Below are 12,034 nucleotides of genomic sequence, written 5' to 3'. Positions count from 1 at the left end.
CCCCTATCCCTCACGCCAGCGCAGCGCCTGCGGCCGAGCGCCTCACCCCCGGCTCCTTCACCATGAAGGTCCTCAACGGCATCTCCATCGCCGTCGTTGTGTCGCTCGTCCCACAAGCACTGCTCGGTGAATTAGCCAAGGCGCTACTCCCCTTGTGGTCCGGCGCAGCCACCGTCATTGCACTGACGGGCTTAGCCGCAAGCCTCTTGCCGGTAATGATTGGTGTCCTCGTGGGCATCGAATTCAAGATGACCCCCATCCAGACTGCTGCGGTCGGCATTGCTTCCTTCTGCGGCTCAGGCGTGGCCACTGTTAATCCCGAAGGCGGTTTCTTCCTCAAAGGCACCGGTCTTGTTATCAACTCAGGCCTTACCGCAGCCATAGCAGTGGGATTATTGCTCTTTATCGGCGACAGGCTGAAAAATTACTCTATTTTGTTGCTATCCACCATCGTGACGCTGGTGGCGGGCACCATCGGTTGGGCTGTCACCTTCCCCATCGTCAAGGTCTTCACTCTTTGGCTGGGCAACTTGGTCAATGGGGCAACTACCTTGCAGCCGGTTCTCATGGGTGTTGTCCTCGCCGTCCTTTTCGCCATCATGATTGTCTCTCCAGTCTCCACAGTCGGCATTGCCACTGCCATCTTCATTGACGGCATCGCCTCCGGTACCGCGAACCTGGGCGCCGTCGCCGCTGGGTTCACACTCCTCGTTGCCGGCTGGCGCGTCAACGGCTTCGCCACCTCTATCCTGCATGTTTTGGGATCCCCCAAGGTGCAAATGGCCAACATGCTATCCAAGCCAGTCACCTTCCTGCCCGTGATGTGCTCCGCTGCCGTGCTGGGCGGCGTCGGGGGCGCTTTAGGAATCTCCGGCACCCCTATCTCTGCTGGCTTTGGCATCTCCGGCCTCATGGGCCCACTGGCAGCCCTCAATTACGAAGGCTGGGGTTGGAGCGCCAGCAACGTGATGATTATTACCTTCGTTTATGTCATCCTTCCCCTCGCCCTTGCGCTGCTCTTTTGCTGGCTCTTTGAAAAGGTTCTGCATCTGACTAGGGCTGAGTACTTTTCTCTCGACTTTAAGTAGGTATCCGGGGAGTACAGTGGGGGCCGCTATGAACGAACAGAACACCCCACCCACCGGCATCCGCCTCGCAGGCGTTCATTTTGAGACGCACGAAGACGCCGTCACCGTGCATTGGCTCCTTGGAGGAATGCCCCACCACCGTGACGCCGTGTTCACCCTGCACACCCTCGATCTAGAGCTCACCGCTCATTTCGAACAAGACCAGCTCACGTCGATGAAAATCTCTTCCTTCGGTGAGGACACCAGGGATGCCCACCGCCCGGTTGATTACCCCTACACGTACACCCCGGAAGAGTTGGCCGTTACCCTCCCCACCGCTCATTTCAATCTCTCGGAAGAAGTGTTCACCATGGCTCTTTCCGTGGACGGTGCGGCATGCGGTGAATGGACCGGCACTATAATCTAAGCCTTCACTCTCTGCATTCAGCTAAGCCTACACACGCTTTACAAGGCCCTGACCAGCGGCGATACTGGAACATAAGAAGTTCTCTAGACAACTGCGAAAGCACTAGAGAGCCACGCATATTCTGGTATCCAAGGAGCTGGCAATGCCACAACATATCAGCGAACCCCACGGAGCCTCACGCAACGCTCGTCTGAACTCTCTTCGCGCAGGTGTACTTGGGGCTAACGACGGCATCGTCTCCGTCGCGGCACTTCTACTTGGCGTCGTTGGTTCTGGGGCGTCGGCAAGCGCCATCCTCACCGCCGGCCTAGCCGCAACGGTGTCGGGCGCTGCCTCCATGGCACTCGGAGAATATGTCTCTGTTTCGGCACAACGCGACTCCGAGCGCATGATGATAGACAAGGAGACCCGCGAGCTGGCAGATCTCCCCGAGCAAGAGCATGCCGAGCTCGTTTCTATGCTCGCCAGCTACGGCATGCATACCGAAACCGCGGATACTGCCGCCCGCGAGATCGCTGCCGAAGATAGACTTCTCGAGGCACACCTTCGACTGGAGATGGGCATTGATGGCGAAGACCTGACAAATCCTTGGCACGCCGCGTTTTGGTCGGCCGTATCCTTCCTTGCCGGCGCCGCACTCCCCCTGTTATCAATCTTCCTCGCACCCATGAGCATGGCTGCAGCAACAGTCGCCATTGTTACCCTGATCGCCCTGGCAATCACGGGCTACGTTTCGGCACGCCTCGCTGACACGGATGCCGCGCGCTCCGTCTTCCGCCTGGTTATCGGTGGTGCGCTCGGCTTAGCCATCACCTATGGCATCGGCGTAGCCTTCGGCGGGGTCATCGGCTAGCCCATGCTAGGACACTTTCCTCTGCCCCAGGTCCGGGCCCAAGCCGACAATGCACAAAGTCCCACTCACCGCAGTGCGAGCGGTGAGTGGGACTGCTTAACTGCGCTTGGGAAAGCGCACTGAGTCATTTACTCAGCGGAGCGTACGGCTTCGGCCTGGAGCGCTTGTGCAACGGCCTCAACCACACCAGCGACCTTGATGCCTTCCCAAATCTGCTCCTTGGTCACGCCTTCCTCGAGGAGAGTATTAGCGTGTGCGGACAGGCAGTGCTCGCAGCCGTTGATGGCGGAGACGACGGTGCTCCACAGCTCGAACGTAGCCTTGTCTACGCCAGGCTTAGCAATGATATTCATGCGCAGACCAAACTTGACCTGGGCAAAATCATCACCCAACCAGCTCTTTGCGCGGTAGGCCACGTTGTTCATAGCCATCACCGTGGCGGAGCCGAGAGCTGCGTCAATTGCCTCCTCGCTGAGGTGCTCGCGAGCTTCCTCAAGAATCTCCGACAGCACCAGGTCATTGCGGGTCGCAGCGGCGGCAGCAACCAAGCTGCCCCACAGCTGCTCCTCATTCAGCTCGGTGCTACGCGTAAGGGAACCAATGTTGAGCTTCTGATCCTTGGCATATGCCGGAAGCGCGGACTTCAGATTTTCGATGGACACTGATCTAACTCCTTTAAGGTTGGGCGGTTGTGCTTAGTGCTGGTTTATAGAGCGGACTTAACAACCTCGAGCTTGTCGATGTTCTTGGTCGGGTCATTAGCCTCCCAGTTGCAGGCACAGACCTCTTCAGACTGCAGGGCGTCCAGCACGCGCAGAACCTCATCTACGTTGCGGCCGACAGCATCCGGAGTCACGGACACGAACTGGATAACACCGTCCGGGTCGATGATGAAGGTAGCGCGGTCAGCAACACCGTCGGCGTTTTCCACACCGAGGGCACGGATCAGGTCGTGGCGAATATCAGAGAACATCGGGAACGGAACTTCCTTCAGCTCCGGGTGGGTTGCACGCCAGTTGAAGTGCGCGAACTCGTTATCGGTGGAGCCGCCAAGAACCTGGGTATCGCGGTCCAGGAATTCCTCGTTCAGCTTGCCGAAAGCCGCAATTTCAGTCGGGCAGACGAAGGTGAAGTCCTTCGGGTAGAAGAACACGACCTTCCACATTCCCTGGTACTTGTCCAGAGATACCTGCTCGAAGTAGTCCTCCGGCTGGTTAGCGTTGACGTCGTGGAGGTCGCCACCCTTCAGCGCGGTCAGCTCGAACTCCGGGAACTTCTCACCAACGGTCAAGATAGGCATAGAAGACTCATCTCCTTCAATAGTCACAACAATGCACAAAAGTGATGCAAATCTCTACGACCGCACACCACTTTGCCTTTTGGCTGGTACGCAGTCGCTCGCTTGTTAAGTATGCCACGGAAGGCTTGGCACGTCAATAGGCTCCACGAATTAGAGATGTTAGAGTTATAGGCATGAACAATAAGGAGTATCGCCCAACCCTCGCCCAGTTGCGCACCTTCGTCACGATTGCGGAAAACAAGCACTTTGGAACCGCAGCCGCCAAACTCGATATCTCCCAACCTTCGCTCTCCCAGGCCCTCGTCGCACTCGAGCAAGGTTTGGGAGTACAGCTGATCGAACGCTCGACCCGCAAGGTCATCGTGACGTCCACAGGTGAAGCGCTACTGCCTTATGCCAAGGCAGCACTCGAAGCTTCCGATGCTTTCCTCAGCCAAGCGCGCGGCGCCAGCGGCACGCTTAACGGCCCCCTCACTATCGGCATCATCCCCACCATCGCGCCCTATATTTTGCCGGGGATACTGCAGTCCATCAGCGAGACCTATCCCGATTTAGAACCCCGCTTCGTCGAGGAACAGACCCAGCACCTGCTAGACAAGCTGCGCGAGGGCAACCTGGACCTGGCCATTGTTGCCCTGCCCACCGAAGCCCCCGGAATGGTGGAGATTCCTCTCTACAGCGAGGCCTTCACCGCAGTTACCCCAGCAGAGCACCCACTTGCGGGTCGAAAGGATCTCACGCTCGAGGATCTAGGGCACCTTGATCTGCTCCTGCTTGACGACGGCCACTGTCTCCGCGACCAAGTCCTCGACCTGTGCCGCCGCGCGAAGGTCAATCCCTCCGAAGCCACCAATGCCGTCACTCGAGCCTCATCGCTGACTACTATCTTGCAGCTGGTCATGGGAAACCTCGGCGCCACTCTCGTCCCCGAGTCCGCCCTGGCAACGGAATGCCAGAATCCGCGGCTCTCCGTCGCACACTTTGCCCCTTCTGTCACGGCGGAGCGGCACGTGGGGCTTGTCTTCCGCTCTTCCGCTGCCCGTGCCGATGAGTTCAGCGCTTTCGGGACCTTGGTCACCGCTGCCTTCCACGACGCCGCGGAGCGTTCCCGGACACTTTTCACGGCCTCCTAACTGTTCCCCAGCTCCAGCATCAGAGCTAAAGAAGACGACAACGCCGCCCCTAACTCACCTCATGAAGTCAGGGGCGGCGTTGCATATCGATTCGACAGCTTAAGCCTTAGGCTGCAGGAGCATAGCGACCCTGGCACTGGCGGCACAGGTGTGCGGTTGCCAGCTGCAGTGCCGGCGCGATGATGATCAGTGCCAAGCCCAGGGTGATGAGGGAGGCGAAAGCCATCAGACCGGACAGGACAATGAACAGCAAGATGTGACCGTAGTTTTCCTTGCCCAGCTTCAGGCCCTGGGAGAAAGCCTCGCCAACGGAGGAGCTATCGGCTGCCAACCACGGCATGAGAGTGAAGAAGGGCTGAATGAACAGCGCAATCAGCATGACGATGATGACTCCGCCGAAGATAGAGCCAACGAGTGCAAAAATATCATTTTCACTGAGCTGCTCTGGGTTCTGGAGGTCCACACCTGCCACACCACCGAGGCCCACCATAAGCAGGCCGACGATGACAATCACCAAGACAATCGCACCAAGAATGCCCAAGACGATGTTCACCACGAGCGGCGGTACCCAGCGAACACCCTGGAACAGGGTGCCCCATGTGGGGCTCGGCTTGTCGATTTCACGGTAGGCCAAACGATAAACAACCAGAGCAATGACAAAGGACAGGATGGACACCGCGAAGGAGAAGAGGTCCAACATAATGGAGGTCTCCGCCCCATCGGCGTTCTGCGCACCAACGCTGATTCCAATTTGTGGAACAAACTGAATAGCAAACACGACGACGGCGCCCAGCACCCACAAAAGTGCGTTACTGAGCGCGGCTTTGAAACCCCACTTGATAGCTTCGATAGCGCTGACCGGACCGGTGTAGGCCGGGCCGGCGCCTGGGCCTGGGCCTTCGTAGCTGGAGTCGCTTCCATAGCCCGCACCAGCGTAGCCCGGCTGGCCAGCCTCGTACCCACCATAGGACTGGGAGCCGTAGGCGCCGCCGCCATAATTGCCGTAGCTGCTGGACTGGCCGAAGCCAGCCTGATCTTCTGGGTGAGAAGTAGGCTCGTATTTGGGAAGTCCGCCGTTGTTTCCGGAGGAGTCGCCGGAGTTATGAGCCGGGTTGCTGCCAAAGCCCCGGTTGGAGCCGTTATCCTCCGGATTCGATTCAAAAGGATTAGTCATAATTCATACCCTTCATTGATTAGTGTTCACGCAATAAACACGAGGGTACCAATATCTCCACCTCGACCTGTGAGCGAATAGCCTTCCGAGTAGACTTTTAGGTCGATTATGACTGCTACTCGCGAAGACCTTTACGGCGCTCTCACTTCGGTTTCCTTGAGTGATGAGCGCGCTTTCCGCCGTCGCCTGCGCAAGGCCCGCTCCCCCAAGGCCCTGGATGCCATTGGAGCTGATATCGCAGCCGCCCAAGACAAGGTGCGCACCATCGATGCGCATGTACCACCCATTACCTACCCCGAACAGCTTCCCGTCACTGGGCGCCGCGATGATATAGCTGAAGCTATCGAGAATCATCAGGTAGTCATCATCGCCGGTGAGACTGGTTCGGGAAAGACCACCCAGATTCCCAAAATCTGTTTGGAGCTCGGCCGCGGGCGTCGAGGGCTCATTGGGCATACTCAGCCACGACGTTTGGCAGCGCGCACGGTTGCTGAGCGCATTGCAGAAGAGCTTGACCAATCCATCGGGGACTCAGTCGGCTATGCCATCCGCTTCGATGACCGAGTCTCCTCCACCACCGCTGTAAAACTCATGACGGACGGCATCTTGCTGGCAGAAATGCAGCGTGACCGCTTCCTCAACGCCTATGACACGATCATCATCGATGAGGCGCACGAGCGTTCGCTCAACATTGACTTCCTTCTCGGGTACCTCAAAAGGCTGCTGCCCAAGCGCCCCGACCTAAAGGTGATCATCACCTCCGCCACCATTGATCCGGAACGCTTCGCCAAGCACTTCGCTGACGCTCACGGTGAACCAGCGCCGATCATCGAGGTATCGGGGCGTACCTACCCCGTGGAGATCCGCTACCGCCCGCTCGAGGTCGAATCAGGTGGCAAGACCATCGACCTCGATCCCTTGGACGCCCTCTGCGAAGCCATCGAAGAACTCATGGCCGAAGGCGAAGGAGACATTCTGTGCTTCTTCCCGGGCGAGCGCGATATCCGCGACGCCATGGAAGCCATCGAAGGGCGCCATTGGCGCAACGTGGAGGTCACTCCGCTCTTCGGACGACTGTCCAACCAGGAACAACATCGCGTCTTCCGCTCGCACCGCGGCCGCCGAATCGTGCTCTCTACCAACATCGCTGAGACCTCATTGACGGTGCCTGGCATTCGCTATGTCGTCGACACGGGCACCGCGCGCATCTCGCGCTATTCCACTCGCACCAAGGTGCAAAGACTGCCCATTGAGCCGATCTCCCAAGCAAGCGCTAACCAGCGCTCAGGCCGATGTGGTCGCGTTGCCGATGGCATTGCCATCCGCCTCTACAGTGAACAGGACTTCCTCTCCCGGCCAGAATTCACCGACCCCGAAATCCTGCGCACCAACCTGGCCAGCGTCATCCTGCAAATGATCTCGTTGCGCCTCGGTGATATCGCCGACTTCCCCTTCGTTCAATCCCCCGAACCGAAGGCCGTGCGCGATGGTCTGCTCCTCCTCCACGAACTGGGCGCACTCGAGGGCAAAGAAAAAGATGGGCTGCCGGTACTAACCCGAATTGGACGCAATCTTGCCCGCATTCCCGTGGATCCGCGCATGGCCCGCATGCTCGTTGAAGCCAACACCTCCGGATGCCTCCACGACGTCATGGTCATTGTCGCCGCGATGACAATCCAGGATGTGCGCGAGCGGCCTACCGACAAGCAAGCGCAGGCTGACCAAGCCCATGCTCGTTTTAAAGACAAGTCTTCAGACTTTATGGCAATGCTCAACCTGTGGGACTTTGTCCAAGAAGCGCGCGAGGAGATGAGCGGCAATGCTTTCCGCAAACGGATGAAGGCCGATTTCCTGCACTATATGCGCATCCGCGAGTGGTTCGACCTGGTGCGGCAGCTGCGGGACGTCACCAAGCAGCTCGGATGGAACGCTCAAGAGGGCACCGAACGGCGCCCCGATGACATCCACATGTCGTTGCTCTCTGGCCTGCTGTCCAACATCGGCGCACGTGACGGTAACTCCAAGGAGTTCATTGGCGCACGCAATACCCGCTTCCTTGTTTTCCCGGGATCAGCGCTCGCAAAGAAGCCACCGGAGTTCCTCATGGCAGCCGAGCTGGTGGAAACCTCGCGACTGTGGGCACGCGATGTTGCCGCCATCGACCCGGCCTGGGTGGAAAAACTGGCGAAGGATCTGTTGAAACACAACTATTCCGATCCAACATGGTCACGGAAGCGTGGCTCAGCGGTCGTTACCCAACGCTCGACGTTGTACGGCGTCACCGTGGTCGCAGACCGGACGGTGCCCTACCACCGCGTCGATCCTGCGGCGGCACGCGATATGTTCATTCGCAATGCGCTTGTCGACGGCGAATGGACCACCCACCATCACTTCTTCCACGACAACAAGCGCAAGCTTGCCGAGGCCTCCGAGTATGAGGAGAAGGCCCGTCGGCGCGGCCTCGTGGTGGATGAAGACACGCTCTTCGACTTCTATGACCAGAGAATCCCCGAGTCTGTCACCACTGCCCGTCACTTCGATTCTTGGTGGAAGAAACAGAAGAACAAGCACTCTTTGGACTTCGACCCGGAAGCACTCCTCGAAGAGGACCACACTGTTACTGAAGAGGCTTTCCCCGACCGATGGCTGAAGGGAAGCATCGACTACGACCTCTCTTATAAATTTGAACCCGGTGACCCCCTCGATGGTGTCACGCTCATGGTCCCTGTCCCCCTCCTTGCGGGATTGGACTCCGAGGGCTTCGACTGGCTCGTACCCGGCCTGCGGCTAGAGCTGGTAACGGAGCTGATTCGCTCACTCCCGAAGGCTCTTCGGCGCACTGTGGTTCCAGCACCCGAATTCGCTGAACGAGCGCTGCCCAAGCTTGTGCCCTATGAAGGCGCACTCACTGAGCAACTCGCTGCTGTTCTGCAAGAAATGGGCGGCCAAGGCATCAACGCAGGGGATTTCCGCCCCGACCAGCTCCCTCCGCACCTGCGCATGAACTACGCGGCAGTGGACAAACGAGGAAAGGTCATCGATTCCGATCGAGACTTGAAGGCGCTCGTGCAACGCCAAGCCGGGCATATCTCGTCCTCCGTCTCGCGTGTTGGCCGGGCAGCTGAATCCACCGCCGTCAAGGAATGGTCAAAGGACACTCTGGGCGCTATCGATGAAGAGGTAACCACTGTCGTTGATGGGCACGAGGTCACCGCCTATCCAGCACTCGTAGCAACGAAGGAAGGCGTCGCTCTCAAGGTGCACCCGACAAAAGCGGCTGCCGACGCCTCCATGATCACCGCCACCCTCACCTTGTTGCTTCGGGAAATCTCCGTGAGTGCACAACAGATGGTCAAGGGCTTACCGCTACAGCAGCGGGTAGCTGTCGACTCCTACCCACACGGCGGAGCCGAAGGGTTGGTCAACGATGCACGAGTAGCCGCAGTGCGCGACATCATGATGGAGAAGGGCGGGCCCGTAAGAACTCCTGAGGAATTTACCGCCTTGCTGAACGCCGTAAAGCCTGAGGTCCCGGGGCGTGTGCGTCAGGCGGTGGTGGCCATTGCCCCAGGGTTGGCAGAGTACTCCAACCTCAACGCAGAGCTGAAGCACTGGGAGGGGCCGGCAATCGATGATATTCGCGCTCAGCTCGACTTCCTATTGCCACCGCACGCCATCACCGTGCATGGAATCCAACACTTGCGCCACCTACCGCGCTATATCCAGGCTGCACGTATCAGGCTTGATGATATGAACCTGGATCCAGATCGTGACGCTGACCGCCAGGCAGATGTCGACGAGGCCAAGGCCTACCTGAATAATCGTTTGCGCTCCTTGCCTGCAGGCCGCGAGAAGACGCGTGAAGTTAAGGAGATCTTGTGGATGATCGAGGAGTTGCGCGTATCGCTCTTCGCGCAACGCCTAGGAACCGCTCATGCGGTGTCTGTTCGGAGAATCCAAAAGGCCGCGGATAAATTGCGCTAGAAGCTATCGCGGTCACGCCGACGCATCAGGCGGATTTCCGATTCGAAGTCGTCTGCGCTTTCGAAAGACTTGTATACGGAGGCGAAGCGCAGGTAGGCGACCTCATCGAGATCGCGGAGAGGCTCCAAGATGGCAAGGCCGATGTCGTTGGCATTGACTTGGGAAGACCCATGACTGCGCACGGTCTCCTCGACTTCTTGTGCAAGCTTCTTCAGAGCATCGTCACTTACATCACGTCCTTGGCACGCGCGTTTGACGCCGCGAATCAGCTTGTCGCGGCTGAAGGGCTCCGCTAAGCCATTGCGCTTGACTACCGACAGGACCGCCTTTTCGATCGTGGTAAAACGGCCTTTACATGCGGCGCATTCGCGACGCCGCCGGATTGAGGTTCCACTATCAATCACGCGCGAATCGATGACTCGTGACTGTTCATTGTGACAGAACGGGCAATACATAGTGCCGTAACCTTCCTCTCCGCCGATGCGCCTTGCTTCCCCGGCCCAAGGAATTCTAGCGCGAAGTTGCCTCCGCGGTAGCTGAAGCACCACTGTTACTAGGAACCTCACTATCGATGCTGAGGCCACCCCACACTGTTCCAATAAAGACTGCAGCGCCAAAGACCGCGCCCAAAACATAGTTACCTACGTTCGACCCACCACGCCGGCTCCGCGACACACTCCGCGGGGAAGAAACACAGGATGGTGCCGAGCTGATCGTGCGCCCCTGTGTTCTACCCTCCGAAGAGAGCGTTCGAACAACAGACGAGCCACGGGAAGAAATAGGTGATAATTCATGGGTTCGCACCTGGCCCTGCACAGGATCCCAAATTGCCGCCGGAGGGACCAGCACTGCCGTATTGCGAGGCTTCCGACGAACATCCCTACGCAGTACAGAGGCATTATTGAGAGCGATAGCCATGACGGCTCCTTTCTAGTTCTTCCTTCTCCATCGACGCAATATCCGAAGTATAAGAATCCAGGCAGACACTTTCGAACATCACCATCGACCAACCGTTCGATTTAGCGTGTATGTTCGATTTATAGCACCGTCTCGAAAATTTGTCCACAATTCGGCGACGACAGTCGAACATTTTTTCCTGTCGTGCTAAAAAGGAAAGCGGAAGCACCACCGGCAGTCCCATACATGCCTGGCACGCCAAAGCCTCAACCACGAATGTGCACATCGCAATAGTTTTAGGAGAAAGAATGGCCCGCAAATCCAAGCGAAGCGACCACCCTTCCCTCGACACCCTGTCCGCCCGCCAGCGCCGCATCCTGGAGGTTATCCATGATGCCGTAATGCTCCGCGGATACCCGCCAAGCATTCGTGAGATCGGTGATGCCACCGGCCTACAGTCCACATCATCCGTGGCCTACCAGCTGAAGCAGCTTGAGGAGAAGGGCTTCCTGCGCCGCGATCCCAACAAGCCGCGCGCCGTTGATGTCCGCCACTTCCCCGGTGCCGAAGACTCGAAGAAGCCCGGCCGCAAGACAAGCCAAGCAAACAAGTCTCCAGATCCTTCCACCCCCGATATCCCTGAGGACGCAGCGACGCCGAACTACATCCCTGTTGTCGGCCGCATTGCCGCAGGTGCCCCAATTACCGCCGAAGAAAACGTTGACGCTTATTTCCCCATGCCGGGCGAAATCCTTGGCAGCGGCGAACTTTACATGCTGCAGGTCGTGGGCGATTCTATGCAGGACGCCGGAATCCTCAACGGCGATTGGGTGATTATTCGCTCACAATCCGTCGCAGAGGAAGGCGAGTTCGTCGCCGCTCTCCTGGACGGCGAAGAAGCTACCGTAAAGGAATTTCACCGCGACTCTTCCGGCGTCTGGCTTCTCCCCCATAATGATGCCTACTCCCCCATCAAAGGCGACGAAGCTGAGATCATGGGCAAGGTAGTGTCAGTTTTCCGCAAGCTCTAGGAATCATCACTTCGCAGCCATCCCCCAGGGCCCTACCCACCCCGCAGCGCCAGTCCACTCGGTGCGGGCGTAAAGGGCCGGGGGATTGTTTCTTTCTACCCCCTTGTGTGTGTACATGCCCGATTCCTACCGCTTTAGCGTCCGACATCACACATTTACATATGTGCA

10 protein-coding genes are annotated in these 12,034 nt (G+C 58.2%); 6 read left to right on the top strand and 4 right to left on the bottom strand.

All coding sequences use genetic code 11. From position 1 onward, the window contains the following. Positions 1-62: 62 nt before the first annotated feature. The 3 genes from HMPREF3147_RS08755 to HMPREF3147_RS08745 all read left to right on the top strand — a co-directional run bounded on the left by HMPREF3147_RS08755 (position 63) and on the right by HMPREF3147_RS08745 (position 2,347). A complete protein-coding gene (locus tag HMPREF3147_RS08755; RefSeq protein WP_371325746.1) occupies positions 63-1,088 on the top strand; it encodes a PTS sugar transporter subunit IIC in 1,026 nt (341 codons plus the stop codon). Between the two features lie 28 nt (positions 1,089-1,116). After that, a complete protein-coding gene (locus HMPREF3147_RS08750; RefSeq protein WP_070446752.1) occupies positions 1,117-1,494 on the top strand; it encodes a hypothetical protein in 378 nt (125 codons plus the stop codon). A 142-nt stretch (positions 1,495-1,636) separates the two neighbouring features. Then, positions 1,637-2,347, top strand: a complete 711-nt coding sequence (locus tag HMPREF3147_RS08745; protein WP_070446751.1) for a VIT1/CCC1 transporter family protein — start codon at positions 1,637-1,639, stop codon at positions 2,345-2,347. A 128-nt stretch (positions 2,348-2,475) separates the two neighbouring features. Here HMPREF3147_RS08745 and HMPREF3147_RS08740 read toward each other — a convergent pair whose 3' ends face one another. Next, the gene (locus HMPREF3147_RS08740) at positions 2,476-3,009 is read right to left on the bottom strand and encodes an alkylhydroperoxidase, AhpD family (RefSeq protein WP_070446750.1); all 534 of its coding nucleotides are present in this window, start codon (positions 3,007-3,009) and stop codon (positions 2,476-2,478) included. A 44-nt stretch (positions 3,010-3,053) separates the two neighbouring features. Next, positions 3,054-3,647 (bottom strand): peroxiredoxin, encoded by a 594-nt coding sequence (locus HMPREF3147_RS08735; RefSeq protein WP_010190254.1) that lies wholly within the window; start codon positions 3,645-3,647, stop codon positions 3,054-3,056. Between the two features lie 173 nt (positions 3,648-3,820). On the opposite strand from HMPREF3147_RS08735, the gene HMPREF3147_RS08730 reads away from it, so the two are divergent. Continuing rightward, the gene (locus HMPREF3147_RS08730) at positions 3,821-4,780 is read left to right on the top strand and encodes a hydrogen peroxide-inducible genes activator (RefSeq protein ID WP_070446749.1); all 960 of its coding nucleotides are present in this window, start codon (positions 3,821-3,823) and stop codon (positions 4,778-4,780) included. Between the two features lie 106 nt (positions 4,781-4,886). Here the strand turns inward: HMPREF3147_RS08730 and HMPREF3147_RS08725 are convergent, their stop codons facing one another. Beyond that, a complete protein-coding gene (locus HMPREF3147_RS08725) occupies positions 4,887-5,954 on the bottom strand; it encodes a hypothetical protein (RefSeq protein ID WP_070446748.1) in 1,068 nt (355 codons plus the stop codon). Between the two features lie 108 nt (positions 5,955-6,062). On the opposite strand from HMPREF3147_RS08725, the gene hrpA reads away from it, so the two are divergent. After that, on the top strand, positions 6,063-9,938 hold the full coding sequence (gene hrpA, locus HMPREF3147_RS08720) for an ATP-dependent RNA helicase HrpA (protein WP_070446747.1): 3,876 nt from the start codon (positions 6,063-6,065) through the stop codon (positions 9,936-9,938). Here hrpA and nrdR read toward each other — a convergent pair. Beyond that, positions 9,935-10,393 (bottom strand): transcriptional regulator NrdR, encoded by a 459-nt coding sequence (gene nrdR, locus HMPREF3147_RS08715; RefSeq protein WP_010190258.1) that lies wholly within the window; start codon positions 10,391-10,393, stop codon positions 9,935-9,937. The genes hrpA and nrdR overlap by 4 nt on opposite strands. A 750-nt stretch (positions 10,394-11,143) precedes the next feature. Here nrdR and lexA point away from each other — a divergent pair. Beyond that, positions 11,144-11,866, top strand: a complete 723-nt coding sequence (gene lexA / locus HMPREF3147_RS08710) for a transcriptional repressor LexA (protein WP_070446746.1) — start codon at positions 11,144-11,146, stop codon at positions 11,864-11,866. Positions 11,867-12,034 lie beyond the last annotated feature (168 nt).

It is taken from the genome of Corynebacterium sp. HMSC05D03 (assembly GCF_001807205.1).
GTDB classification, from domain to species: Bacteria; Actinomycetota; Actinomycetes; order Mycobacteriales; family Mycobacteriaceae; genus Corynebacterium; species Corynebacterium aurimucosum.
Note: the sequence above shows the minus strand (reverse complement) of the source record. Positions and strands in the feature narration are given on the sequence as shown.

Excerpts from the sequence above, each read along its gene's own strand:
- HMPREF3147_RS08755 (WP_371325746.1), top strand. The coding sequence starts at position 63 with ATGAAGGTCCTCAACGGCATCTCCATCGCCGTCGTTGTGTCGCTCGTC.
- HMPREF3147_RS08750 (WP_070446752.1), top strand. The coding sequence starts at position 1,117 with ATGAACGAACAGAACACCCCACCCACCGGCATCCGCCTCGCAGGCGTT.
- HMPREF3147_RS08745 (WP_070446751.1), top strand. The coding sequence starts at position 1,637 with ATGCCACAACATATCAGCGAACCCCACGGAGCCTCACGCAACGCTCGT.
- HMPREF3147_RS08735 (WP_010190254.1), bottom strand. The coding sequence starts at position 3,647 with ATGCCTATCTTGACCGTTGGTGAGAAGTTCCCGGAGTTCGAGCTGACC.
- HMPREF3147_RS08730 (WP_070446749.1), top strand. The coding sequence starts at position 3,821 with ATGAACAATAAGGAGTATCGCCCAACCCTCGCCCAGTTGCGCACCTTC.
- HMPREF3147_RS08725 (WP_070446748.1), bottom strand. The coding sequence starts at position 5,954 with ATGACTAATCCTTTTGAATCGAATCCGGAGGATAACGGCTCCAACCGG.
- hrpA (WP_070446747.1), top strand. The coding sequence starts at position 6,063 with ATGACTGCTACTCGCGAAGACCTTTACGGCGCTCTCACTTCGGTTTCC.
- nrdR (WP_010190258.1), bottom strand. The coding sequence starts at position 10,393 with ATGTATTGCCCGTTCTGTCACAATGAACAGTCACGAGTCATCGATTCG.
- lexA (WP_070446746.1), top strand. The coding sequence starts at position 11,144 with ATGGCCCGCAAATCCAAGCGAAGCGACCACCCTTCCCTCGACACCCTG.